We start from the raw sequence: 26,217 nt of genomic DNA on the forward strand, positions 1-26,217 counted from the left end.
TGCCGCACCCCGCGGCTCCATCACCCAGGCAAGGTCCGCCGTGTCTTCGAGTGACCGGATGGGCTTCAGAGCTTAGAAGGAACGCATGGCTGAGCACTAGCAGACGAGCTGGTAACAGGCATTAACGACGGCGGCGCCGCACTTTTCGAAAAGGTGCGGCGCCGCCGTCGTACGTTGCGCGAACGGACACTTAAAGCCCTCCGAGACGCGAACGGACACTTGAGCCGCCCGAAGCGCGAACGGACACTTGAGCCCCGGGGCTTAAGTGTCCGTTCGCGCTTCTGCGGTCGGCTGGAGGTCAGCTGGCGAGCCAGATATCCGGGCCGAAGACTTCGTAGTGGATCTTGGTGGCGGGGATGCCGGCGTTGATGGCTTCGTTGCGGATGTGCTTCATGAACGGAAGCGGCCCGCAGAGGTACAGCGACGCGTTGGCGGGCAGGTCCACCTCGCGCAGTGACATGAAGCCGGCGTTGGCACCGGCCTGCGGTTCTTCCAGCCAGAGCTGGAGGTCGGCACCCTCGAGGCGTTCGACGTCGTCCGTCATCTGCCCGCGCAGCGCCCAGCTGTCCAGCGTGCTTTCCGCGTGGAGCACCAGAACCCTGCGATCGGATCCGGCCTCGGCGAGGGACCGGAGGATGGAGGCGGTGGGGGTGCAGCCGATGCCGGCGGAGGCCAGGACCACGGGACCGTCGCCCTCCTTGAGCGTGATTTCGCCGTATGGGTTGGAGATCTCCAGGATGTCGCCCACTTCGACGCCGTTGTGCAGCACCGGGGACACCTCTCCGCCGTCGTCCAGCTTGGTGGTGAAGGTGCGGCTGGTGCCGGCGTCGTCGGAGAGGGAGTACTGGCGCACCTGGCGCAGGCCGTCCGGGAGCTGGACCTTGACGCTGACGTACTGGCCCGGGAGGGCGGGGGTGATGGGAGTGTCGTCGGCGGGCTCCAGGGTGAAGGTCATGGCGCCGGTGCCGGCCGGTGTCTTGGCGGCAACGCGCCACGGGGTCCACATCTTGTCGTTGGCCTGGACGGCGTAGAGACCCTTTTCGATCTTGATGAGAGCGTCGGCCATGAGCCAGTAGACCTCGGTCCACGCTTCCGCGATCTCCGGCGTGATGACCTCGGCCAGATCCTCTGCAATGGCTGCGAAGAGGTGCTCATAGACAACCTGGTACTGGGGTTCGGTGATCCCCAGGGAAGCGTGCTTGTGGGCGATCCGGGAGAGCACGGTCTCCGGCAGGGTGCCGGGGTTGTTCACCAGGTGGGTGGCGAAAGCCGCGATGCTTCCGGCCAGGGCCTGCTGCTGGTTGCCCGACCGCTGGTTGGAGCGGCTGAACAGTCCGTCCAGCAGTTCCGGGTGGGCGCCAAAGAGGCGGGCGTAGAACTTGGGGGTGATTTCGCCGATCCGGGAACCGACCAGCGGGAGGGTGGCCTCGATGACGGGGCGGGATTTGTCCGAGAGCATGTGTACTCCTGAGGTAAGGGCCCGGGGTCTTCGGCCGGACCGCGATCAATACGTGTATTTGAAATACGAGTATTTGTACCTAAGTTCTACACGTCGTAGAAAAGATTTCCAAATCGGGGTGCCAGGCCTCCGGTGGTGGCGGAATTTCGCAGGGAATCCGCGGCCGGGACGCCCGGGGAATCCGGGCGCGCGGACTTAGAGCCCGGGCCGGAGTCCGATCGCCTGGAAGACCGGCTCCATCTGGCGGGAACCCGGAAGGGTGGACACCACGATGTCGTCGAGCTCCCGGTAAAAGGCTTCCCGCGCCCGCGCAAGGGCGCCGCGGAGCCGGCACTCGTTGATGAGCGGGCAGTCGCCATTCGGGGAATGGCAGTCGGCCGGATCGGTGCGGGTGTTCAGCTGCCGCAGGAGCTGGCCCACGGTGGCCCGGCGGCCGGCCTCGTTGAGCCGGGATCCGCCGTTGCGGCCCCGTTCGACGTCGATCACGCCGAGTTCGCGGAGCCTGGCCATCGCCTTGCTGACATGGTTGTAGGGGGTGCCGACGGCGTCGGCGATGCTCTGCGTGGTGAGGAGGTTGCCGTCGGGTGCGGCCGCCAGCACCATCATGGCGCGCAGGCTCACATCAGCGAAGGCATTGATCTTCATGTCAGCAACCCACTGGAGGTCTAGTCCACCCAGATGGAGGGCTCGTTGGAATCAGCTGCCAGCTGCCCGAACTCCCATTCATGGGACTCGGCATTGGGTTCGTACGGCAGCACGGCTGCGAAAACGGATCCGTCACGGTGCTCGGCCGCGACATGTATGGCGTCCGTGTCCTCTTCCAGCAGGGTGATGTCGCAGACCACGGCGGCGGCACGGAAGTCGTCCCGGTTCTGCCGGAGCAGCTCGGTGAGGTCCCTGATCATCGCGTCGGCATCGAAGCCGCCCTCCGAGCCGTCTTCAGCGTCAGCCGGGGTGACGGCGACGAGGCGCACCTCGCCGTCGTTCTCCACCACCAGGGCGAAGGGCAGGAAGCCGCCGTTGCGCCCGAGCTGCTCCTGGGCAGCGCCGACGCCGGTGCCCAGCAGGTTCTCGAGGTCCGTAGCCGTTGCTTCCGGCACCGAGTCCCGCCAGGACGTTCCGGAGAGTTCAGTCATGCGGGCAGCCTAGCCGTTGACCAGGGCCAGCACGCGGTCGCGGATGCGTTCCATGGTGGCCCGGTCCGTGGCTTCGGCGTTCAGGCGGAGGAACGGCTCGGTGTTGGAAGGACGCAGGTTGAACCACCAGCTGCCGTCGCGGGCCGTGAAGGTGCTGCCGTCCAGCAGGTCGATATCCACGTCTTCGCCGGCAAAATCTGCGCGGACCCGCTCCACCGCGCCCGCCTTGTCTTCAATTTCGGAGTTGATTTCCCCGGAAGAGACGTACGGCTCGTACTCGTGGCCGAGTTCGGACAACGGGCGGTCCTGTTCGCCAAGGGCGGCCAGGACATGCATTGCGGCCAGCATGCCGGTGTCTGCATTCCAGAAATCGCGGAAGTAGAAGTGCGCTGAGTGCTCGCCGCCGAAGACGGCGCCCTCTTCGGCCATCTCGGCCTTGATGAACGAGTGGCCGACGCGCGTGCGTACCGCGCGGCCGCCGTCGTGCGCCACAAGTTCCGGGACGGCCTTGGAGGTCAGCAGGTTGTGGATGATGGTGGGTGTTTCCTCGCCCTGCGCTTTGGCGCGGGCGATCTCGCGGCGGGCCACCATAGCGGTGATAGCCGACGGCGACACCGGGTTGCCCTTCTCGTCGACGACGAAGCAGCGGTCGGCGTCGCCGTCGAACGCCAGCCCGATGTCCGCACCGTGTTCGACGACGGCGGCCTGCAGGTCCAGCAGGTTTTCCGGCTCGAGGGGGTTGGCCGGGTGGTTCGGGAAAGAACCGTCCAGCTCGAAGTAGAGGGGGACGATGTCCAGCGGCAGCTTGGGCAGGAGGGCATCGCCGAGAACTGCGGGGGTGGTCAGGCCGGCCATGCCGTTGCCGGCGTCGACAACCACCTTCAGCGGGCGTGAGCCCCCGAGGTCCACCAGCGTGCGGAGGTATTCGGCATAGTCCTTCAGGACATCGTGGACTCCGATGAGGCCGCGCGTGCCGGCGGCCGGGATGGATCCGGCGTGGAGGTAGTCCTCCGCGCGGGCCTGGATTTCCTTCAGGCCCGATTCCGACGAGATGGGCTGGGCGCCGGCCTTGGACATCTTGATGCCGTTGTACTCGGCGGGATTGTGGCTGGCAGTGAACGTTGCGCCGGCCGCGTTGAGCGCACCGCAGGCGTAGTAGAGCTCGTCCGTGGAAATGAGGTCCAGCAGCTGGACGTTGGCTCCGCGGGTGGCGGCGCCGTTGGCGAATGCCTTGCTGAACTCGGGGGAGGAAGGGCGCATGTCACCGCCCACCAGGACGGTCTGGCCCTCGAGCTTCAGGACGTCCACGAATGCGGCGCCTACGGCTTCGACGATTTCGGCGGTAATGGACTCGCCCACAATGCCACGAACGTCGTAGGCCTTGAACGATGCCGAAAGGTCAAAAGTCTTTGTCTGGTCGCTAGTCACGCGTTCCATCTTACGTGGAAGCGCCAAACGGCTGTGGAGGAGTGGTTGCGTTACGTGGGCGCGCCGGGCAGGGCTGCGGCGGCAGGGAGCCCGGGCGCGGGGAGCCCGGGCGCGGGGAGCCCGGCTGTCCGGGCGGTCATCCACATGGCCGGGCTCAAGGCTTCGCGGCTGTCAGAGGGGGCTGGGATACTGAATCAATGGTCAATAACCAGAATGCTGCTGTCCTTTCCGCTACCGCTGACCTCCCCGCGGGTGAAAAGGGGACCCACCACCAGGCTTTGGAGGTGCTGCGGGAGCTGGTGGGGCATCGGGAGGCCAGTTTCCATGACGGCCAGTTCGAGGCCATTGAGGCACTGGTCGACGGCGGCCGCCGCGCCCTGGTGGTCCAGCGGACCGGCTGGGGAAAGTCCGCCGTCTACTTTGTGGCATCGCTGCTCCTCCGGCGCCGCGGTGCCGGCCCCACACTGATCGTCTCGCCGCTGCTGGCGCTGATGCGGGATCAGGTGGCGGCAGCCGCCAGGGCGGGCGTGCGCGCCGTTGCCATCAACTCCGCCAACCAGCTCGAGTGGGACACGGTCCGCGAGCAGCTGGCCGCGGACGAGGTGGACGTGCTGCTCGTATCCCCGGAACGGCTCACCAACCCGTCCTTCCGGGAGAACCAGCTTCCGGAGCTGATCCGCCGCACCGGTCTCCTGGTGATTGACGAGGCACACTGCATCTCCGACTGGGGCCATGACTTCCGTCCCGACTACCGGCGCATCGCGGACCTCATCACCCAGCTGCCGGACACCGTGCCGGTGCTGGCCACCACCGCCACCGCCAACTCCCGCGTGGTCCACGACATCGAGGAACAGTTGGGCGACGGCGTGCTGACCATCCGCGGGGCCCTGGGCCGTGAATCGCTCCGGCTCGGCGTGCTGCGCCTGCAGGACTCCCGCGACCGGCTGGGCTGGCTGCTGACCCATCTGGCGGACCTGCCCGGCAGCGGCATCATCTACACCCTGACAGTGTCCGCCGCCGAGGACACCGCGCGGCTGCTCGCCGAGGCCGGCCATGAGGTCCTCGCCTACACCGGCAGGACGGACCCCGCGGACCGGGAGCGCGCGGAACAGCTGCTCAAGGACAACCAGGTCAAGGCGCTGGTGGCCACCTCGGCGCTGGGCATGGGCTTCGATAAACCCGACCTGGGCTTCGTGGTGCACCTCGGGGCCCCGTCATCGCCCGTGGCGTACTACCAGCAGGTGGGACGTGCCGGGCGTGGCGCGGCCAACGCGGACGTCCTGCTGCTGCCCGGTTCCGAGGACCGTGACATCTGGCAGTACTTTGCCACGGCCTCCATGCCGTCGGAGGAAAAGGCAGCCGCAGTCCTGACCGCGCTGGCCGAGGCCGGCACCGCCGTGTCCACTGTGGCCCTCGAGGCCCGCGTGGACCTGCGCCGCACACCGCTGGAACTGCTGCTCAAGGTCCTGTCGGTGGACGGCGCGGTAGAACGGGTGGGCGGCGGCTGGCGCTCCACCGGCCAGCCCTGGACCTACGACGCCGAGCGGTACACCCGCATTGCCGAGGCCCGAGTGGACGAGCAGGATTCCATGGTCATCTACCAGGACACGGCAGGCTGCCGGATGGAGTATATTACCTCGGTCCTCGACGATGAAACAGCCCGTGCCTGCGGCCGCTGCGACAACTGCGCCGGACGATGGTTTCCGGCGGACATCTCTTCTTCGGCCACGGAGGCAGCCGGGCAGACGCTCAGCCGCGCCGGCGTGGCACTGGAACCGCGGCTGCAGTGGCCCAGCGGCATGGACCGGCTCGGCGTGCCCGTCAAGGGCAAGATCAAGCCGGATGAAAGCCTCGCCGAAGGACGGGTGCTGGCCCGCCTGACCGACCTTGGCTGGGGCGGCGCGCTGCGGGAAATCTTCGCTTCCGGTGGCGCCGACCGCGAGGTGGATCCCGCCATGCTCCAGGCCTGCGTGCAGGTGCTCCGCGAATGGGGCACCGGAAACGGGCGAACACCCGGCTGGAGCGGGGCCGGGCGGCCTGCAGCTATTGTCAGCATCCCGTCTCGCAGCAAGCCCGCCCTGGTCGATTCCCTGGCGCGAGGCATTTCCGGCATTGGCCGCATACCGTACCTGGGCCAGCTGCAGCTGGAGCACGGCGGACCCACCGGCGGGCGTGGAGGCAACAGTGCCTACCGGCTGGCCGGAGTGTGGGACCGGCTGGTGGTGGGGCCGGAGCTGGAAGCTGCCATGGCCGGCATCCAGGGGCAGAGCATCATGCTCGTGGACGATCTCACGGACAGCCGCTGGACGATGACAGTGGCCGGCCGGGCGCTGCGCCGCGCCGGGGCCGGAGCCGTGCTTCCCCTCGTACTGGGACAGGCGGGATAAGGACCCTGCGGCGCCTCCGCGTAAGGGGCGGACTTATTCTGGCACCGCGCCTGGCACGCCTATAGGATCGGCGAATGAGTCCAGGCCAGGAGCCATGAGCGAATCCCAGAGCAGCGCCGCTTCGACGGTCCGGCAGGAATGGCAGCCCCGTCTGGCCCTGCTGGTGGCTGCCACCTTCTTTATGGAATTCCTGGACGGCACGGTGCTGACCACGGCCATCCCCAGCATCGCGGGAGATTTCGCCGTGGCTCCGGCGGACGTCAACATCACCATGACGGCGTACCTCATGACGGTGGCCATGGGCATTCCGGTCAGCGGGTGGCTCGCGGAGCGCGTGGGTGCCCGCCGCGTCTTCTGCGCCGCCATCGCCGTTTTCACGATTGCCTCCCTGCTGTGCGCGCTGAGCCAGGACCTCACGATGCTCACGGTCAGCCGCGTCCTGCAGGGCGCGGGCGGCGCGATGATGGTGCCGGTCGGGACGCTGGTGGTGCTGCGCAGGACACCGAAGGAGGACCTGCTCCGGGCCACGGCCTACCTTGTGTGGCCCGGACTGCTGGCTCCGGTCCTTGCGCCGCTGGTGGGCGGAGCGCTGACCACGTTCCTGTCGTGGCACTGGATCTTCCTGATCAACGTTCCGTTGGGCCTGGCCGCGTTCATAGCAGCGCTTCGCCTTGTTCCCCAGGGTGCCGGGGACCATTCCCGGCGCCTTGACTGGGTGGGGCTGGTGCTGACAACGGCCGGCGTGGGCGCGCTTGTGGTGGGGCTCGAACTGGCCACGGCGCACCCCTCCGGGCCCTTCGGGGCGATCAGCGTGACCGCCGGTTTCGTATCCATCGCCGGTGCGGTTCTGTGGCTGCGGCGCACCAGCAACCCGCTCTTCCAGTTGAATGTCTTTGGCACCCGGACGTTCCGGGCAACATCCACCGGCGGGTTCGTGTACCGCCTGACCATCAGCGCGGTTCCCTTCCTGCTGCCACTGATGTTCCAGGACGGTTTTGGCTGGGATCCGCTGCACGCCGGCGCCATGGTGGCGGCGGTCTTCATCGGCAACATCGGCATCAAACCGGCAACCACGCCGCTCATCCGCAGGTTCGGCTTCAAGCCCGTCCTCGTGTTCGCCTCGCTTGCCTCGGCTGCCACTTTTGCCTTGTGCGCCCTGCTGGACGCCGGAACCCCGGAACCGCTGATCTTCGCACTGCTGGTCTGCAGCGGCGCCTTCCGCTCCATTGGTTTTTCGGCCTACGCCTCGATCCAGTACGCCGACATCGTGCCGGCGCAGTTGCCGTCCGCCAACGCGATTTCGGCCACCCTCGTCCAGCTGGCGGCCGGTGCGGGCATAGCCATCGGCGCCCTGTTCCTCCGGCTCTTCGCCGCCCCCGGTGCTTTCGGCGCCGACCCCGTTGCGCCCTACCGCGGGGCATTCCTGGCCATCACAGTGCTGATGCTGCTCAGCGCCGCTGACAGCCTGGCCCTGCACCGGCAGGCGGGCGCCGAGGTCAGCCGCGGGCGTTCGGCGGCGCCGAAGGCCGCAAACCCCTAGCGCGCCGGGCCGTCCGGGCCCCCGTGGCACCTAGGACTCCAGCACCGCCATGGCAGCATTGTGGCCGCCTATGGCGCTCACCGCCCCGCCGCGCCGCGCTCCGGAGCCGCACAGCAGGATCCGGGGATCGTCGGTGGCCACGCCCCAGCGCCGGGCGGGTGTGTCCAGCGGGTCATCGTCCTCCGCAAAAGGCCAGTCGAGTCCGCCGTGGAAGATGTTGCCGCGCGGCATGCCCACGGCGCGCTGGATATCCAGCGTGGTTTTCGTTTCAATGCACGGGGTCCCGCCGGCACCGGTCAGCAGCAGGTCCTCGATGGGCTCCCCCAGCACCGAGTTGAGGGACTTCACGACGGCGGCCTGCAGCCGCGCCCGCATGGCCTCGTTGTTCTCCGCAGTGATGAGCCTGTCCGGCACATGCAGTCCGAAGACGGTCAGGGTGTGGGCGCCGGAAGCCTGCAGTTCCGGTGAGAGGATGCTGGGATCGGTCAGCGAATGGCAGTAGATTTCGCAGGGCAGCGGGTCCGGAACCGTTCCCTGTTCGGCTGCCAGGTAGGCGTCGTCCAGCTGGGTCCAGGTCTCGTTGATGTGGAAGGTGCCGCCGAAAGCCGCCTCCGGGCTGACGCTGCGGTCCAGTAACCGCGGAAGGCGTTTCAGCAGGAGGTTCACCTTGACCTGGGAGCCCTCGCGCCGGTGGTTGGGGTTCCAGGCCTCGCCCGCCCCGGCGCCGCGCAGCCTGTCCAGAACCCGCAGCCTGTCCAGGACTGCGGGCGCGACGTTGGACAGCACCCAGTCAGCGGATGCGGAACGTTCCAGGCCCTCGTGGCGGTAGCCCACCGAGCAGCCGGGCCGGATGCCCGTGACCTCGGCGGACGTCAGGATGGTGGCGCCGGCCTCACGGGCGGCCCGCTCCAGTTCACCGGAGACGGCACCCATACCGCCGATGGGTACGTCCCAGTCGCCGGTTCCGCCGCCCAGGAGGTGGTACAGGAAGCAGATGTTCTGCTGCAGGTCCGCGCTGCCCGCCCGGGCAAACGTGCCGATCAGGGCATCCGTCAGCACCACGCCGCGCACCAGGTCGCTGTGCAGCCCGCGGGTGATGGCTTCGCCGACGGGCCGTTCGGTCACCGATTCCCACACTTCGCCAGCGCCGGCAGCCTCAGCGAGTTGCCTGGCCTCGGAACGGGTGGGCAGCGGCAACGTCATGGTGGGCCACAGCGCACCGGTGAGCTTTCGGCACTCTGCATAGAACCGTTCAAAGGCCGCGGCCTCGGTGGGCGGTGCACCTACTGAAGCAAAGGACGCCGCCGTGGCCGCCGCGTCCCCGTTGTCGATCAGGAGGCCGCGGCCGGGGCTGGCCGGGTCCGGCGTGTACGAGGAGTAGCGGCGGCGGGCCAGCCGGATGCGCAGCCCCAGGTCGTCAATGATTTCCTGCGGCAGCAGGCTCACCAGATAGGAGTATCGCGACAGCCGGGCGTCCACGCCGTTGAACGCCTGGGCGGATACGGCCGCGCCGCCGGCGTGGTCAAGCTTTTCCAGCAGCAGCACGTCCCGGCCTGCCTTGGCCAGATAGGCCGCAGCCGCCAGACCGTTGTGTCCGCCACCGACAATTACTACGTCATGATTGCTGCTGCCCGCCATGGGCCCATCCTGCCACCCGGGTCGGCGCGCAGCCGGACACCAAGCTGCCGAAGAAACGCAAAAGGCCCCGGTCCGAGGACCGGGGCCAAACGCGGAGACGGGGGGATTTGAACCCCCGGTGGAGTTGTGCCCCACACTTCATTAGCAGTGAAGCCCATTCGGCCGCTCTGGCACGTCTCCAATTGCTATTCCTAGCCCACCAAGGATACGCAGAACGGGCCATACAGTGCAAAACGGCCCCACACCGTGAGGAATGCCGCCCCGAACAGGCCTGGCAGGGGGCCGCCGCAGGCGAATACGGCCGAGCTAGCTGCCGGAGCGGCCAGCCAGGGAACGCCACAGGAAATGCTGGCTGCGGCTCTGGAGTGCTGCCGCCTGCCGGTTGTCGGAAGCGCCGGCGTGTCCGCCCTCCAGGGCCTCGTGGAACCAGACATTGGGGATGCCCATGGCCTGCATGCGCGCAGCCATCTTGCGTGCCTGCACGGGACCCACCCGGTCATCTGAGGTCGCTGTCCAGATGAACGTTTCGGGGTAGTCAACGCCGTCGCGGAGCAGATGGTAGGGCGAGAACGTCCGGATAAACTCCCAGTCCTCGGCCACGTCCGGGTCCCCGTATTCGGCGATCCAGGAGTAACCTGCGGACAGCTTGGTGTAGCGGCGCATGTCCAGCAGCGGCACTCCGCAGGACACGGCACCGAAGAGTTCCGGATAGCGGGTCAGCATGTTGCCCACCAGGAGGCCTCCGTTGGAGCCTCCCACGCAGCCGAGGCGTTCCCTGGACGTGACTCCCCGCGAGATGAGGTCCCTGGCCACCGCGGCGAAGTCCTCAAACGCGCGGTGCCGTTTTTCCTGCAGCGCGGCCCGGTGCCACGAGGGGCCGTATTCGCCGCCACCGCGGATGTTTGCCACCACGTACACGCCGCCGCGGCTATGGGCCGGGGCGTCTCCGCTCTCACCGGCGGCGCCCTGGCCTGCGGTGGCTGCGCCTGCGGCCGGCGCGTCCGTCCTGCGCTCCAGCCAGGCGCGGCCGATCGCACCGCTGTAAGCGGGAGTGCGGGAAACTTCAAAGCCGCCGTAGCCGGACAGCTGCGTGGGGTTCTGTCCGTCGAGCACCAGGTCCTTGGCTGCCACCTGGAAGTACGGGACCCGGGTACCGTCGTCCGACACCGCGAAGTGCTGCTGGACCTCGTACGCCGCCTCGTCAAAGTAGGACGGCGAGGTGCGGACCACCTCGTGGGTGCTCACCACATCGCCGTCGCCGCTGCGGCGCAGCGTACCCCGGGTGAGGGTGCTCGGCGTGGTGAAGCCGGTGGCAACAAGCCAAAAGTCGTTTCCCGCGCCGGGCGCCTCGCCTTCCGGGACGGGCACGTTGCCGCCACTACCGTCGTCGTCGTGCTCCTCGTCAACCTCGACGCTGTCGTCCTCGTCGTCAACGGCGAAGGCGTTGACGTCGTGCAGCGGCGGGCACGCGTCCAGGAGGCTGGATGCCCAGGCTGACTCACGCCCGCTCCCGCTCCCCGTCCGCTCCGGATCAAGGACGCGGATCTCCGAGGACACATCCCGCAGGAGGTTCAAAAGGAGGAAGTTCCGGGTCCAGCTCCAGGACTGCAGCGACGTGTGCGCATCCGGGGTGAACAGGACGGCGAGTTCGCGGCTGCCGGCAAGGTAGTCCTCGAACTTCGCGGCGAGCAGCGAGCCGGCGGGGTACGTCGTGCCGTCGACGGCCCAGTCGCCCTGCGGCCGGAACAGCAGCCACTCACGGTGCACGCTCAGGTTCACGTCGGTGGGGGCGTCGATGGCCACCCACTGCCCGTCACGCAGCACGGACGTGCTCTTGTTGAAGAAGCTGATCCAGTCCATCGCGAAGGTCCGCTCGTACCCCGGAGTGGAGTCATGGGCCACCAGCGCCATCATGTGGTCTTCGGGGATTTCGAAGATCCGTTCAGCCTCCGGAAGCGACCCTCCGCGGGCCAGCTTGACGGCCGTGCGCGCGTAGGACGAAGAGGTCTTGGGCATGCCGTCGGCGGTGGTGGACACCAGCAGCGTGTCACGGTCCAGCCAGGACGCATTGCCCTTGGCCGTGGGCAGGTCGAACCCGCCCGACGCCGGGTCCACGAACGTCCGGGTCTCGACGTCGAACTCCCGGTAGCGGTTGGCGTCGCCGCCGTCGGGGGAGAGGGCAAGCAGCGCCAGCCGGTGCGGTTCGCCGGGAGCGGGGCGGAGGAAATTGGCGCCGTGGAAGACCCACTCTTCGCCTTCGGCAGCGGCCAGCGCGTCGACGTCGAGGACGACATCCCACTCGGGCTCCCCGCTCCGGTAGCTCTCCCACGACGTCCTGCGCCACAGCCCCTTGGGGTTCTGCCCGTCCCGCCAGAAGTTGTAGTACCAGTCGCCGTGCTTGCCCACCATGGCGATCTTGTCCGTTGAATCCAGCACCTCCAGGATGCGGCTTTCGAGCCTCTCGTAGTCGGCGTCTTCGAGCAGGTCCTCGGTTCGGGCGTTCTGTTCGCGGACCCAGGCCAGCGGCTCCTCGCCGTAGATCTCCTCAAGCCAGATATTCTCGTCGGTCGGTTCGGGCGCTTTCCCGGCGGGGGAAGGGGCGCCCGAGACGGGCGGTTGATCAGCTGCTGTGGTGGTCATGGCCCTACGAAACAGCATCGGCGCGCAGCTAGCAAGTCACATGCAGATACTCTGGAGGGTGTGGGCACATCGCAAAGCATCCGGACGGTACTACTAGGGGCCGGACCCCGCGGCACCAGTGTCCTGGAGCGGCTCCTCGCCAACTGGCGGCTCAAAAACCCCTCCGCTTCCGGGCCCGGAGACGCCGCCACGCTCCATGTCGACGTGGTGGATCCCTACCCGGCCGGACCGGGCCACGTGTGGCAGCCCGGCCAGTCCCGGCTGTACCTGATGAACACGCAGTCGTTCTATCCCACGGTCATTCCCGAAGACCCTGAACTGGCCGAACCGGTGGCCGGTGGCACCTTCGACCAGTGGCGCGGAGCGCAGCAGGACAGTCCGGACTCTTCGCTGACGGAGGACGAGCAGGCGGAACTTTCCGTCCTTGGATCCCGGGATTTTCCCAGCCGCGCCCTGTACGGCCGTTACCTCAGTTCCACCCTGGACCAGCTGCTCGCGCACCTTCCTGAGGGCGTCACCGTGCAGTTCCACCGCACCGCCGCCACCGCCGTCCGGCCGGCAGGGAACGGAACGTTCGACGTCGAACTTGAGGAGGGCGGACCGCTCACCGCAGGTGCCGTGGTGCTTGCCCTGGGGCACCTGGACTCCCGGCTCAACGCCGAGCAGCGCGACCTGCAGTCGGGCGCCGGCCAGTTGGGGCTGCTGTACCTGCCCCCCGCGGTACCGGCCGACGTCGACTGGTCAATGGTGCCGGCCGGCCAGCCGGTGCTGGTCCGCGGCATGGGCCTGAATTTTTTCGACGTCATGGGCCAGCTGACCGAAGGCCGCGGCGGAAAGTTCGTGGCAACGGAGGACGATGGCACTGCGGGTGCGGTTCCAGGGCAGGGCAGGGCCGGACTGGAGTACATCCCGTCCGGTGACGAGCCGCTGATTGTTGCGGCCTCCCGGCGCGGGACCCCTTACCGTGCCAAGGCCAACCTGGCGGGGTATTACCCGTCCGGGGTGACGCTGCGGTACTGCACCGAAGCCGCCGTCGGACGGTTCGCCGCTGCCGGAATCACACCCGGCTTCGATCACGACCTCTGGCCCCTCCTGCAGCGCGACGCGCTCTGGGCCTACTACTCCACCCTCGCCCGTACCCGCCCGGACGCCGTCACCGAGCCCGAAGCGTTCCTGGCGCTGCTGCAGGAGGCGATGCGGCCGCACGCCCACAGCGTGTCCCACTGGGAAGCCGAAGCGGACGCCCTGGTTGCGCGGCATGTTGAGCCGGACCAGCGCCTGAACCTGCCGGGCCTGGCGGCACCCCTGGCCGGCCGCAGCTTCGCCTCACAGGCGGAAGTGGACGCCGCCGTCGTCGAATACCTGCTTGATGACGCCCGGCGCTCGGCGCTGGGGGAGGACGATCCCGTGAAGATGACCATCGGGGCCCTGCACCACGGCAGGGCGGTACTGAAGACGGCGGTGGCCGACGGCGGCATCACCGACGAGTCCTGGGTCGCCGGCCTGCGAGGCTGGTTTGAATCGTTCGTCGAGGGGCTGGCCAGCGGCCCGCCGGCAATCCGGGCGGAGCAGCTCGCGGCGCTCGCCCGGGCCGGGGTGGTGGGTTTTGTGGGACCGGATCCGAAGTTTTCGCTCGACCGCTCCGCCGGGACGTTTACGGCGACATCCCCGTGGGTGCGGGACGGTGTGGTCCGCGCCCGCGCCATGATCGAGGCCCTTGCGCCCGCCAACAGGGTTTCCGTCAACGTGTCGCCGGTGCTGGAGCAGCTCCTGGCCGACGGCATGGTGCGGCCCCGGATGATGATGACGGTGGAGGGCGCCCCGGTGGAGACGTCAGGGCTGGATGTCAGCCCGCACCCGTACCGGCCGGTGGGCGCCAACGGATCCGTCACCGAGGGGCTGTATGTGCTGGGCCTGCAGCTATCCGCAGCGCAGTGGGGCACGGCCATCGCCGCCGAGGCGCGTCCCCTGAACGGGCCGGTGTACAGCAGCGGCCAGCGGACCCTCCGCGACGCCGACGAGATAGCCCGCCACATCCTCGGCCTCTGACCCCGGCCCGGACCGCCCCGGACGCTCTCTCACTTTCTTCGACGCAGTGATAGAGCGTTGCAGGGAGACCGGCCGGTAGTGAGAGGGCGTCTCAGCCAAACGAAACGTGCCCCGCGTCCGGGGCCGGGAGTCCGAGGGGTCCCGGCCCCGGGGCGGGGCACGTTCATTTGCTGTCAGGCGGGGAAACTAGCCCTTCAGGCACTTGCGGTAGGCGGCCATTGCGGTTCCGTAGTTGGCCTGGCCCACGAGGTCCGCAGGCCGCTCCGGCTTCACCGGTGCTGTGCAGACCGGCGGTACCGGGCCGCTGTCGGCAACCTGGACTGCGGTCTTGACCACGGTCCCGGACTCGGCAGCGGTGAGCACCAGGGTGCCGGCGCCGGCAGCTGCGCCGGCCGGGACCTTCACGTCCACTGCCGCTGCTCCGCCGGACGCCGGGATGCTGCCGAGCTGCGTCACGGTACCCGCTGCATCGGTGAAGGAAGCGGCCAGCGAGGTGTTGACCGGGCTGCCCAGGGATGTGAGGTCCAGCTTGGAGACCGCCAGCCTGATGGAGTCCCCGGCCTTGACCTCGGCGGCCGTGGTGTTCACGACAGCCACGGTGCGGCGGGCAAAGTCCGGCGATACCGGGTTGTGCCCCTGCAGGTACTTGATCCAGGCGTCCCGGTCCACGAGGCCAGAGTCCTTGGTGCCGGTTCCTTCCGTGAAGATCCGGAAGTTGTCGCCGCCGGTTGCCAGGAAGCTGAAGGTGCCGATCCGGTAGGACTTGGCCGGGTCGATGAGTGAGCCGTTGACCCGGATGGACGTGATGCGGTCACCTGCGGCGCGGGCGGCGTCGTAGGTGTAGTTGACGTTCTTGGACAACCCCAGCTGCTGGTAGGCGCGGCTCGGGACCGTGCCGTCCGGGTTGGTCTGCCACTGCTGTTCCAGGAGTGTTTTGAACTGGGCCCCAGTCAGGGACGTGGTCCAGAGGTTGTTCACGAACGGAAGCACGGCGTTAGCCTCCGCGTAGGTGATGGTTCCGTCCGGCGCGTAGTACAGCTCGTTGCGCAATCCGCCGGGGTTTACGACGCCGATTTCGGCGGCGCCGAGGTCCGGTGCCCCGAGGGTGTCCACGAGTGAATCCGCCACGAGGTTGCCCAGGGTGGATTCGTTCGCGCGGTCGTCACGGGATGCCGGGCTGGTTGCCGTGGCGGGTGTGAAGGCGGTGGTGATATCGGCAGTGACCTTTCCGACCGGCTGGTTCCCGACCACCGCGGCCTCTGCCAACGCCTCGTCCACAATCGTCTTGACTGCTGCCACACGCGGGTACTTGGCCACGAGGTCAGCGGCCGTTTCCGTGGTGGTGGGCACGGTGCGCTTGACGTTGCCGGCCTTGTAGCCCGTGACCTGCATGGTCGCGGTGTCGACGGTCAGCTGAATCTGGCCGATGAACTCGCCGTAGCTGCCGGTCTGGACGATGGGGCGTGTCTTGCCGGTCGGCTGGCCGCTGGCATCCAGCACCGGAGCATCCCAGGCATACTGCTTGTGGGTGTGCCCGGTGAAGATGGCGTCCACCTCGGGGGAGGTTTCGTTGACCAGTTTGGCGAAGGGGCCGCCGGCAGTGACTTCCTGTTCCAGAGTGGCGCCCTCGGGCGTACCGGAACCGGCGCCGTCGTGGTCTTCCACGATGATGACGTCGGCGAGCTTGTCCGCGGTGATCTTCGCGGCGACGCGGTTGATCGCGTCAACCGGATCGCCGAACTCAAGCTCGGTGATGCCTGCCGGGGTGACCAGTGACGGCACTTCCTGGGTGACCGTGCCGATCACGGCCACCTTGACGCCGTTCAAATCCAGCACCGTGTATTCAGGCAGGGCCGGTTCCGTGGTGCCTTTCTTGTAGACGTTGGCCCCGAGGTACGGGAACGTGGCATTGCTGCCGCCGGCGATGACGCGGTCGCGCAGGTCCGCCCAGCCGCCGTCGAACTCGTGGTTGCCCACGGCGGACGTGCGCAGCTCCAGGGCGTTCAGCACGTCGATGGTGGGCTGGTCCTTGGCGACGGCGGACGCGAACAGCGAGGCTCCGATGTTGTCGCCTGCGGACAGGAAGGCGGTGGCGCCGGGGGCAGCAGCCTCGCGGAGCTTTTCGATGGTGGCGGCGAACAGGACCGAGTTGGAGTCGATGCGTCCGTGGAAGTCGTTGATGCCCAGGAAGTTCAGGTCAACGCTCGGCGGCAGGACCGGTGCGGCCGGCAAGTCGAGGCCCACCACCACGGGGTCGTGGTCGCTGGCCCGGAACTGGTCCGGCGCATAGTAGTTGGTCACATTGTTGTTATACCGGCTGTACTCCAGCGCCACGGACTCCACGGAGTTGATGTTCCAGATGTCGGCGCCGGTGACCACCGAGTCCGCACCCGGCGAGGCGAGGACGTGGTCCAGGGAACCCGTCAGGCCGCCGAACAGGTAGGAGTGCTTGGCTGATCCGTCCGCGTTCCGGGCCTTCTCGTCCTGGTTGATGTAGCCGGCGGCCGTGAGGACGTTGATGGGGTCTTCCTTGGCGTAGGCGTTGAAGTCGCCCATCAGGAAGACCTTGTCGGTGCCCTTGGATGCCTGCAGGTCGCTCGAAAATGCGAGCAGCGACTTGGCCTGCTCGGTGCGGGCGAGGTTCGAGGCACCCTGGCCCTTGTCGGTGTCTTCAGGAGTTGCAGCCGAGCCCTTGGACTTGAAGTGGTTGGCGATGGCGATGAACTTCTTGTCATCGGACGCGCCAACCGGCTTGAACACCTGGGCCAGCGGCTTGCGGGCGCTGGCGAAGGCCACCGTGTCGTTGTGGATGATGGATTCGCCCACCGGCTCCGCAGCAGCCTTCTTGTAGATGAACGCGGTGCGGATCATGTCCTCGTCTGCCGGCGGGGGAGCGTTGGCGGGTGTGCGGACGTAGTCCCAGATCCCCGGCGTGGGAATGTTCAGGGCCTCTACCAGCTTGGCCAGGGCGTCGTCGCGGTCCTTGCCGAACTGCGCCGAATTCTCAACTTCCATCAGGGACACGACGTCGGCACCGGACTTGCCGATGGCCGCCACGATCTTGTCCTGCTGGCGCTTCAGGTTTTCGGCGTTGGCTGCACCGCGGGCGTCGCAGCCGCCGCGGACGGTGACGGGGTTGCCGTCGCGGTCGGTGTAGAAGGTGCAGCCCGCCAGCATGTCACCCGTGGTGGGGAAGTAGTTCAGCACGTTGAAGGAGGCAATCTTCAGGGTGCCTCCGACGGCGGCGGGGGCCTCGGCGCGGGTGGCGCCGAAGATTGCCGGCTGGATGATGCCGGCGTTTTCAGGAGTCAGGTGGGTCAGCGGCTGGAACTTCCAGGAGTTGTTGGCGTAGCTGAGCACCACGTCGGTCTGGAACGCCACGGGGGCGCCCACGCGGACGGGATCCGCGGTGGTCAGGTACGGCAGTACCTGCGCCTTGGTGGTGGCGTCCTTGAGGAAGTTGGTGGTGGCGCCGTCGTCGAGCTTAATGCCGCGGGCGGCATTGGCCGCCACGGTTGCCGTGTATTCGGCGGAGCCGTACGGGGCGACGGCGGTGGGCTGCTCCAGCGTAGTGGTGCCGCCTGCCAGGCCGATTTCGCCGTACTGGTTTAGGGAGTAGTTGTCGGTGACCGTCACCGGTCCCTGCGGCGTCAGCAGCATGCCTTCGAGGGATTCGCGGAAGGCTTCGTCCGCCGGGAGGGTGAAGCCGGTGGACTTCACTTCCGGGGCGGCCTCATCAAGCTTCTTCAGGCCGGCAGCATCAGCCACGTTCACCTGGGTCATCCCATAGAACTCGGCCACGGTTCCGGTGATTTCGACGTAGTCGCCAATCGAGACGGAGCCCACCGTTGCGGGGGAGTAGACGAAGATGGCGTCCGACGCCGTGTGGTTGGCCGGCGTCAGGTCACCGCCGGTTCCCGGGGTCTGGAGGTAGAAGCCGCTAAAGCCGCCGGTCGGGAAGGCCGCGGTCACCTTGCCGCGGGTGGTGACGGCGGTGCCGGCGAACGGGCTGGCCGCGCCGGCGCCCTGGATCTCGGCAATGCTCTTCAGCTCCGAGGGGGTGACGGGCACCGGGTCAACCGGTGCGGGCTCGGCTGCGCCGTTGGCGGCCTTGGGCGTGATGGCGGCGTTGAGCGTGAAGTCGGCAGAGTTGTTGTTGCTGTCCACGCCGCCGCTGCGGTTCAGGCTCCTGACGTCGGTGTTGCTTCCCGGGGCGGTGGCGGCCTTGGTCTCGAACGTGTTGGAGGTGCCGTAGCCCAGCAGGTCCGCAACGTTGGCAGGCTCGATTACCGAGCCGGTGGCCAGCGTGTTTAGGGCCGCGGTCTGCTTGGCCAGGACGATCGTGCCGCCCGCGCCCCCCGGGTTGAATCCGGTGGCGGTCACATCGGCGGCGGGAAGATCCAGGCCGACGGTGCCGTTGCTGCCGCCCTTGAGCAGGTAATACCCCTTGGCCGGGATCGTACCGGCGAGCGGAGCCGTGCTGCTCGGCGCGGTCGTGCCCGTGGCGGAGCGGTACTGCAGGGACCAGCCGTCCAGGGCCACCGGCGCATCAGACGCGTTGTACAGCTCTACGAATTTGTTCTTATAGGCCGCTCCGGAGCTGCCGCCACTGAGGTAAGCCTCGTTGATGACGACCGGTGACGTGCCCGCAGTGGCCGGTGAGACCTCCACTGCAAACGCGGGAACGGCGGCCAGCGGAGCCGCAATGAGCACCGCTGACACCGCCGTTCCCAGCGCAATCTTCCATGGTGTGCGTTTCATCCGCTCTAACTCTCATGAGGGTGCCCCGGGTAAGGGCTCAGTGGAATGTGTCCGGCTTTGTGGCACGGACAAAGGGCCCGGACTTTACTCCTGGTCAAGTAGTTTCCGGCACAGCAAAACAGAGTCGAATGAACGTGCGGTTGATTCAGCGTGCATTCTGCGAGACGTCCCCCAGCGAAACGTTTACGGCCAGCCACGGGGCGGCATCGGCCCAGTCCCGGCAACAGTGTTTTTGTTTTTTTGCGTATGCCGGCCCACCCCATGCGCCGGACATGCCAAAAGAATACCGGCCAGTAGCTCCGATGGGAGCAGCTGGCCGGTATTTCTTATATCAATTTACTTAAATGAAACGCGGGGGCGTTTCAGGCCCCGGTGGTATCTCCTGAATGTGCCGGATCTGCGGCTCCCTGCCCGGTGTCGGCCACAACCTTGAACAACGCTCCGGTGGGGTCGGCAAGGGTTGCCAGCCGGCCGAACGGGGTGTCGTCCGGTCCGTCGATCACCTGCCCGCCCAGGCTGACGGCCTTTTCTATGGAGGCGTCGGCGTCCTCCACGGCGAAGTAGACCTGCCAGTTGGACGGAACGTCGGCCGGCAGGTAGGCCGAGGCATCCATGATGCCCGCCTTCGCCGCGTCCCCGGCCCCCAGGGTGGTGTAGCGGAACTCGGGAGTGTCGCTCATGACGGCGGTGTCCCAGCCGAAGACGTCCTCGTAGAACTTGACAGCGGCAGGGTAGTCCTTGGTGTGAAGCTCGTGCCACGCCGGTGCGCCGGGCTCGGCCACGAGCTGGTAACCGGTCATTTCACGCGGCTGCCAGACGCCGATGGCCGCGCCGGTGGCATCGCCGAAGATGGCCATGACCCCCTGTTCCGGTACGTCCATCGGGGGCATGTAGACCTGGCCGCCATGCTCGGTGACGGCGGCCGCCGTGGCGGCGGCGTCATCGGAACGCAGGTAGGTGGACCAGGCGTCAGGCATCCCGGCCTGGCTGTCGTCCTTCTGCATGAGGCCGGCCACCGACTGGCCGTTCTTCGTGGCGGTGATGTAGCCGCCGTACTTCTCCTGGTCGCCCGCCTGGAATTCCCAGCCGAACAGTTCGCCGTAGAACTGCCGTGCCTTGTCGGTGTCAGAGGTCATGAGGTCGATCCAGCAGGGTGCGCCGGGAGTGATGTCAGGGCTGGGCATGGTGGCTCCTGTCGGTATCCGCGGCAGACGGGACCGCGGGGTGGCTTGGTCGGTGCAGACAAACCAGACACTATTTCGGAGCGCCGACACTTTCAATGGTCCCGGTCCAAACGTCCCCTTAACGGAAAAGCCCCGGGTCCTGATGCTTCAGACCCGGGGCTTTCTTCGCGGAAGGTAAGAGATTCGAACTCTTGGTACGGGGTTACCGCACACTGGTTTTCAAGACCAGCTCCTTCGGCCGCTCGGACAACCTTCCTTACCGAGTAGTGTTTCATAGGCAGTTGGCTGCGACAAAAACCGACCGGAGCGTTTGCGGGCAGGCGCTGCCGCTGCGCACTATTTTTGTGGCAGGAAGTAGCTAGGAATCGGGAGTTCACCATGAAGGCCGTCTACGTGAGCAAGGCCGGCGGGCCAGAGGTGCTCGAGGTGCGCGAGGTCCCGGCGCCGGTTCCCGGGCCCGGCGAGGTGCTGATCGACGTCGTCGCCGCAGGCCTCAACCGCGCCGATGTCCAGCAGCGCCGGGGCTTCTACCCTCCGCCGCCCGGAGCGTCGGAGATCCTTGGCCTGGAAGTTTCCGGCCGGATAGCGGGCTTCGGGCCCGACGTGTCCAAGCCGTTTTCCGTTGGGGACAGGGTGGTGGCACTGCTTGCGGGCGGCGGCTACGCCCAGCAGGTGGCCGTCCCGGCCGAACAGGTACTGAGAATTCCCGACGGCGTGGACCTGGTTACCGCGGCCTCCCTCCCTGAAGTGGCGGCCACCGTCTACTCGAATTTGATCATGACGGCGCAGCTCCAGCCGGGTGAGACGGTGCTGATCCATGGCGCCACCGGCGGCATCGGCACCATGGCCATCCAGCTCGCCAAGGCCTTCGGTGCCACAGTGGCCACTACAGCCGGAACGGCGGAGAAGGTTGGTACGGCCAAGGCCTTCCTCGGTGCGGACATCGCCATCAATTACACCGAAGAGGATTTTCCCGAAGCCCTCCGGGCCCAAAACAGCGGGCACGGTGCCGACGTCATCCTCGACGTGGTGGGTGCCAAATATCTCCAGCAGAATGTTGACGCCCTGGCGGACTACGGCCGTCTGATTGTGATCGGCCTCCAGGGCGGCACCAAGGCCGAACTGGACCTGGGCAAGCTCCTCAGCAAGCGGGCCGCCATCATTGGCACGGCGTTGCGTCCGCGTCCGGTGGCAGAGAAGGGCGTAATTATGAATGCCGTCCGGGAGGCGGTGTGGCCGCTCCTGTCCGACGGGCGCATCCGGCCGCTGGTGGCCAAGACCTTCCCGCTGGACCAGGTGCGCGCGGCCCACGAATACTTCGACTCCGGCGACCACGTGGGTAAGGTCCTGCTGGTGATGTAGCCGGCCACCCGGAGCCGCGAATGAATACCCGGTATTGCCCCCGCGGGTAAATCACGCTACTGTAATTCCATACGCGGTATGCACGCGTCTTGGGGGCGCGTGTATGCCGTCGTCTTTGCGACATCAGGGGGCAGCATGTCCATTCGCCATAGTCTCCTCGCCCTGCTCCAGGACAAGCCCCGTTACGGCTACCAGTTGAGGGTTGAGTTCGAGGACCGCACCGGCTCGGCCTGGCCGCTGAACATCGGGCAGGTCTACACCACGCTGGACCGGCTGGAACGGGATGGGCTCGTTAGGAAAGACGGCGGCGACGGCGAGGGACACGTCATCTACAGCATCACCGACGCTGGCCGGAGCGAAGTCACGGGCTGGTTCCAGGCCCCGGTGGGCCGCGGCAACCCTCCCCGGAACGAACTCGCCATCAAGCTCGCCCTCGCCGTGACCATTCCCGGCGTCGATGTTGCAGCCGTCATCCAGGCCCAGCGCGTCGCGTCCATGAAGGCGCTGCAGGACTACACCAAGTCCCGTCGGGACGCCTCTGCCAGCCAGCGCGGGGCGGACGTCGCCTGGCTGCTTGTGCTGGATTCGCTGATCTTCCAGACCGAAGCCGAAGTCCGGTGGCTGGACCTCTGCGAAGCGCGGATGGCGCAGCTGAATTCCCGGGTCAACCCCTAGCCGACCCCCGTTTCCTGCCACTCAACGCTGCCGTCCGACCGTTCGGCGAGGCATACAGGGCCCTCCATCCCAAAGCAGTATCCGTGCGTCGCCGGCGTTGGTATGGTGCGAAGGGGAGATCAATTTCAGCTGGGGTTCTCGAGGAGGAGACATGGGCAAAATGCCGGATGGCAAGGCGCGGACAGCATTATCGGAGGACGCGCTGGTGCCGGATCCAAAGCTTCCGCCAACATCGGTGGACGAGGCGGTCCTGGAGGCCGAAGAGCGCAAATGGACACCTGCGAAAATTGCCATCTGGGCGGCCATCGCCCTGCTTGGCGGCGTTGCCTGGTTCATGCTGGCCATCGTCCGCGGCGAAACAGTCAACGCAATATGGTTTGTGTTCGCCTCTGTCTGCACGTACCTGATCGGCTACCGCTTCTACTCCAAGGTGATCGAACGGTACATCACCAGGCCGAACGACCGCCGTGCCACTCCTGCCGAGTACAAGGCTGACGGCAAGGACTACGTCCGGACTGACCGGAACGTCCTGTTCGGGCACCACTTTGCGGCCATTGCAGGCGCCGGTCCCCTGGTGGGCCCCGTCATTGCGGCCCAGATGGGGTACCTTCCCGGCACTATCTGGATCATCATCGGCGTCGTATTGGCCGGAGCGGTGCAGGACTATCTCGTCCTGTTCTTCTCCATGCGCCGGGGCGGCCGCTCGCTTGGCCAGATGGCCCGTGAGGAACTCGGTGTGATCGGCGGAACCGCCGCCCTGGTTGCCACCCTGCTCATCATGGTGATCATCGTGGCCATCCTGGCCCTCGTCGTCGTGAACGCGCTGGGCGAAAGCCCCTGGGGTGTCTTCTCCGTGGGGATGACCATCCCCATCGCCCTGTTCATGGGCGTGTACCTGCGCTACCTCCGCCCCGGCAAGGTCCTTGAAGTGTCCCTGATCGGCTTCGTGCTGCTCATGGCCGCCATCATCGGCGGCGGCGCCGTCGCCGGCACCGAGTGGGGCGCGGCGTTCTTCCACCTGGACAAGGTCACCATCGCCTGGGGCCTGATCGTGTACGGCTTCATCGCCGCCATCCTTCCGGTCTGGCTTCTGCTGGCACCGCGAGACTACCTCTCCACGTTCATGAAGATCGGTGTGATCGTTATGCTGGCGCTGGCCATCATCGTGGTCCGCCCCGAAATCACTGTCCCGGCCTTCAGCGAATTTGCGAGCCGGGAGAACGGGCCGGTGTTCCCCGGGGCGCTCTTCCCGTTCCTGTTCGTCACCATTGCCTGCGGGGCGCTATCCGGCTTCCACGCGCTGATCTCCTCCGGCACCACCCCGAAGCTGATCGAAAAGGAACGCCAGGCCCGCCTGATCGGCTACGGCGGCATGCTGATGGAGTCCTTCGTGGCCATCATGGCCCTCGTCGCAGCCATCTCCATCGACCGCGGCCTGTACTTCGCCATGAACTCCCCGGCAGCCCTGACCGGCGGCACCGTGCAAACTGCCGCCACTTGGGTCAACAGCCTGGGTCTTGCCGGGGTGAACATCACTCCGGATCTCCTGACGGAAACCGCCAGGAACGTCGGCGAGGAAAGCATCGTGTCGCGCACCGGCGGCGCACCCACGCTCGCTGTGGGCCTCGCCCACATCATGCAGCAGTTCATCGGCGGCACCGCGATGATGGCGTTCTGGTACCACTTCGCCATCATGTTCGAGGCGCTGTTCATCCTGACCGCCGTGGACGCCGGCACCCGCGTGGCCCGCTTTATGCTGCAGGATTCCATCGGTAACCTCATCCCCAAGTTCAAGGAACACTCATGGCGTCCGGGAGCCTGGCTCTGCACGGCCATCATGGTGGGCGCCTGGGGTGCTGTGCTGCTGATGGGCGTCACTGACCCGCTGGGCGGCATCAACACGCTGTTCCCGCTGTTTGGAATCGCCAACCAGCTGCTCGCAGCCATCGCACTGTCCGTCTGCCTGGCCATCGCCGCCAGGCGGGCCTCGTTCAAGTACCTCTGGATCGTGGCCCTTCCGCTTGCCTTCGCAGCGGTCGTCACCATTACCGCCAGCTTCCAGAAGATCTTCTCGCCGGTTCCGGCCGTGGGGTACTTCGCCAACAACGCAGCCTTCGCCAAGGCCCTGGCCGACGGAAAGACGGAATTTGGCACGGCCAAGAGCGTCGCGGCCATGGAGGCCGTGGTCCGCAACACCATGATCCAGGGCTGGCTGTCGGTCATCTTCGTGGTGCTGAGCATCATCGTCATCATCACGGCGATAGTGGCCACAGCAAAGGCGTTCCGCGATGCACGAAACGGCGTTGCCCACGCCGACCACGAGGACCCGGCTGTGCCCTCCCGCGCCTACGCCCCAGCGGGATTCATTCCCACTCCTGCTGAGCGGGAACTGGTGGCGGAGTGGAACAAACTTCCTGCCGACCTGCGCCTTGAAAAGGCCGCACACCACTGATGCGGAGCTGGTCATGAACGCGATACTCGAAGGGTTCCGTGGCTTCGCCCGGTACTTCGGCGGAGTGATGGGTGCGGACGCCTATGCAAAATACCTGGAGCACCATGCGGCCTCGGGACATGAGGAAGCGCCCATGACCGAGCGCGAGTTCTGGCGGGACCACACGGACCGGCAGGACAGCAATCCCCAGGGCCGCTGTTGTTGAACGGCTGCCGCTAGGCACACCTGCGCCGAGGGCGCCGCCGGATCGTTAAGGTCCGACGGCGCCCTTGGCCTTTCCGCGGCCCTCGGCTTTTGCGGGGTCCGCCGGGTCCGTCCCGGGTCCGCCGGGTCCGTCAGGGTCAACTGGGTTCATCGACTGGCGCCTGCGCGGGCGGCTCGTGAGAGTATGAACCCATGAGCGATCCGAACGACACTCAGCCTGCTGTTGAGGACCCGGTAGAGGGCACCACTCTCGACAACGCGGCCCCTTCCGGTGCGGCGTCGAACCCTGGGGACGGAACCCGGCCGAAGGGAAGCAACCTCCAGGACCTGGTGGACGAGCCCGCCAAGGTGATGCGGATCGGCACCATGATCAAGCAGTTGCTGGATGAAGTGAAGTCGGCGCCCCTGGATGAAGCCGCACGCGGGCGCCTCGCAGCGATCCATGAACGCTCCATCAAGGAACTCGAGGACGGGCTGGCGCCGGAACTCGTCGCAGAGTTGGAACGGATCAGCCTGCCGTTTCCGGCACAGGCCACGCCGTCCGACGCGGAACTGCGCATTGCCCAGGCCCAGCTGGTCGGCTGGCTGGAAGGGCTGTTCCACGGCATCCAGACCGCCATCGCAGCCCAGCACGCCGCCCGCGAACACGCCGTGGCGCAGCGGCAGCTGCGCCAGCTGCCGCCCGGCACCGTGATCGCGCCCGGCGTCGTAATCGGCGAAGACGGGGAGCCGCAGCGCGCCCGGGCGCCGCATCCCGGCGGGGAACGGGCAGGCGAGCCGGAGGACCCGGACCACGGTCCCGGCCAATACCTTTAGGTTCCGCGTGGCATTTTTCGCAGCCGCCCGCCAGGGGCGCAAGGACGACGCCGAGCTCGGCAAGGGGCTGTGGCGCCGCGCCCATGACCGTTTCCTTCGCGGACTTGACCGTTTCCATCAGGTCCTCGAAGGCGTGGAGGACGACGAGCTGTATGGCGAGCTCGTGGAGATCGCCAACGACCTCGCCGGCCTCGCCGTCCGGGTCCGGCAGGTGTGCGTCGAAGCCCAGCGTCGTTCCCCCAGCGAAGGACTGGACATCCCGGGAGCATTGGCGGGCGTGCACCGATCCCTGTCCAAGGCAGGCAACTCGCTCGCCACCACAGCGGAGGCGGCAGCGATGCTGCGCCTCGCCGTCGGCCCCGTCCCGGTGGGTGCCGCCTCGGTCCGCCGGCGGGCGGAGTCGGTTTTTGAACAGATTGCCGACGCCGAACGGCGCCTTGCGGACCAGCCCCAGGACACTTAGGGGCCAATGGGACCGGCCCGGCC

17 protein-coding genes and 2 tRNA genes are annotated in these 26,217 nt (G+C 67.2%); 9 read left to right on the forward strand and 10 right to left on the reverse strand.

Annotation, left to right across the window (positions count from 1 at the left end; genetic code table 11):
• Positions 1-298: 298 nt before the first annotated feature.
• From TV39_RS03080 to TV39_RS03095, 4 genes are all read right to left on the reverse strand, one after another.
• Complete coding sequence (locus TV39_RS03080; RefSeq protein WP_043478246.1) at positions 299-1,459, reverse strand: globin domain-containing protein; 1,161 nt, start codon at positions 1,457-1,459, stop codon at positions 299-301.
• 195 nt (positions 1,460-1,654) lie between these two features.
• Positions 1,655-2,104, reverse strand: a complete 450-nt coding sequence (locus TV39_RS03085) for an RrF2 family transcriptional regulator (RefSeq protein ID WP_043478249.1) — start codon at positions 2,102-2,104, stop codon at positions 1,655-1,657.
• A gap of 20 nt (positions 2,105-2,124) precedes the next feature.
• Entirely contained in the window at positions 2,125-2,595 is a 471-nt protein-coding gene (locus TV39_RS03090; protein ID WP_043478252.1) for a hypothetical protein, read from the reverse strand.
• Between the two features lie 9 nt (positions 2,596-2,604).
• On the reverse strand, positions 2,605-4,023 hold the full coding sequence (locus TV39_RS03095) for a phosphomannomutase/phosphoglucomutase (protein ID WP_043478255.1): 1,419 nt from the start codon (positions 4,021-4,023) through the stop codon (positions 2,605-2,607).
• 197 nt (positions 4,024-4,220) lie between these two features.
• Between TV39_RS03095 and TV39_RS03100 the strand changes: the two genes are divergently transcribed.
• A complete protein-coding gene (locus TV39_RS03100) occupies positions 4,221-6,410 on the forward strand; it encodes a RecQ family ATP-dependent DNA helicase (RefSeq protein WP_043478258.1) in 2,190 nt (729 codons plus the stop codon).
• A gap of 94 nt (positions 6,411-6,504) precedes the next feature.
• Positions 6,505-7,950, forward strand: a complete 1,446-nt coding sequence (locus TV39_RS03105; RefSeq protein ID WP_043478261.1) for an MFS transporter — start codon at positions 6,505-6,507, stop codon at positions 7,948-7,950.
• A gap of 30 nt (positions 7,951-7,980) precedes the next feature.
• Here the strand turns inward: TV39_RS03105 and TV39_RS03110 are convergent, their stop codons facing one another.
• From TV39_RS03110 to TV39_RS03120, 3 genes are all read right to left on the reverse strand, one after another.
• The gene (locus tag TV39_RS03110; RefSeq protein WP_043478265.1) at positions 7,981-9,588 is read right to left on the reverse strand and encodes a phytoene desaturase family protein; all 1,608 of its coding nucleotides are present in this window, start codon (positions 9,586-9,588) and stop codon (positions 7,981-7,983) included.
• A gap of 92 nt (positions 9,589-9,680) precedes the next feature.
• Positions 9,681-9,768: transfer RNA gene (locus tag TV39_RS03115), tRNA-Ser, on the reverse strand.
• Positions 9,769-9,894: 126 nt separating this feature from the next.
• Complete coding sequence (locus tag TV39_RS03120) at positions 9,895-12,228, reverse strand: prolyl oligopeptidase family serine peptidase (protein WP_043478268.1); 2,334 nt, start codon at positions 12,226-12,228, stop codon at positions 9,895-9,897.
• A 60-nt stretch (positions 12,229-12,288) separates the two neighbouring features.
• Between TV39_RS03120 and TV39_RS03125 the strand changes: the two genes are divergently transcribed.
• The gene (locus TV39_RS03125; protein WP_043478271.1) at positions 12,289-14,277 is read left to right on the forward strand and encodes an FAD/NAD(P)-binding protein; all 1,989 of its coding nucleotides are present in this window, start codon (positions 12,289-12,291) and stop codon (positions 14,275-14,277) included.
• A 186-nt stretch (positions 14,278-14,463) separates the two neighbouring features.
• Here TV39_RS03125 and TV39_RS03130 read toward each other — a convergent pair whose 3' ends face one another.
• The 3 genes from TV39_RS03130 to TV39_RS03140 form a co-directional block, all read right to left on the reverse strand.
• A complete protein-coding gene (locus TV39_RS03130; protein WP_043478274.1) occupies positions 14,464-19,038 on the reverse strand; it encodes an ExeM/NucH family extracellular endonuclease in 4,575 nt (1,524 codons plus the stop codon).
• Between the two features lie 362 nt (positions 19,039-19,400).
• Positions 19,401-20,222 (reverse strand): VOC family protein, encoded by an 822-nt coding sequence (locus tag TV39_RS03135; RefSeq protein WP_043478277.1) that lies wholly within the window; start codon positions 20,220-20,222, stop codon positions 19,401-19,403.
• Positions 20,223-20,390: 168 nt separating this feature from the next.
• A tRNA-Ser gene (locus TV39_RS03140) sits at positions 20,391-20,478 on the reverse strand.
• Positions 20,479-20,600: 122 nt separating this feature from the next.
• Between TV39_RS03140 and TV39_RS03145 the strand changes: the two genes are divergently transcribed.
• From TV39_RS03145 to TV39_RS03170, 6 genes are all read left to right on the forward strand, one after another.
• On the forward strand, positions 20,601-21,584 hold the full coding sequence (locus TV39_RS03145) for an NAD(P)H-quinone oxidoreductase (protein ID WP_043478280.1): 984 nt from the start codon (positions 20,601-20,603) through the stop codon (positions 21,582-21,584).
• Positions 21,585-21,719: 135 nt separating this feature from the next.
• Positions 21,720-22,259 (forward strand): PadR family transcriptional regulator, encoded by a 540-nt coding sequence (locus TV39_RS03150; protein WP_043478283.1) that lies wholly within the window; start codon positions 21,720-21,722, stop codon positions 22,257-22,259.
• 151 nt (positions 22,260-22,410) lie between these two features.
• Positions 22,411-24,711, forward strand: a complete 2,301-nt coding sequence (locus TV39_RS03155) for a carbon starvation CstA family protein (protein ID WP_043478286.1) — start codon at positions 22,411-22,413, stop codon at positions 24,709-24,711.
• 13 nt (positions 24,712-24,724) lie between these two features.
• Complete coding sequence (locus TV39_RS03160) at positions 24,725-24,916, forward strand: YbdD/YjiX family protein (RefSeq protein WP_043478289.1); 192 nt, start codon at positions 24,725-24,727, stop codon at positions 24,914-24,916.
• Positions 24,917-25,107: 191 nt separating this feature from the next.
• Positions 25,108-25,731: a bacterial proteasome activator family protein gene (locus TV39_RS03165; protein ID WP_043478292.1), complete on the forward strand. Its 624-nt coding sequence runs from the start codon at positions 25,108-25,110 to the stop codon at positions 25,729-25,731.
• Between the two features lie 7 nt (positions 25,732-25,738).
• Positions 25,739-26,194 (forward strand): hypothetical protein, encoded by a 456-nt coding sequence (locus TV39_RS03170; RefSeq protein ID WP_043478295.1) that lies wholly within the window; start codon positions 25,739-25,741, stop codon positions 26,192-26,194.
• Positions 26,195-26,217 lie beyond the last annotated feature (23 nt).

The organism is Arthrobacter sp. SPG23 (assembly GCF_000876655.1).
Lineage (GTDB): Bacteria > Actinomycetota > Actinomycetes > Actinomycetales > Micrococcaceae > Arthrobacter.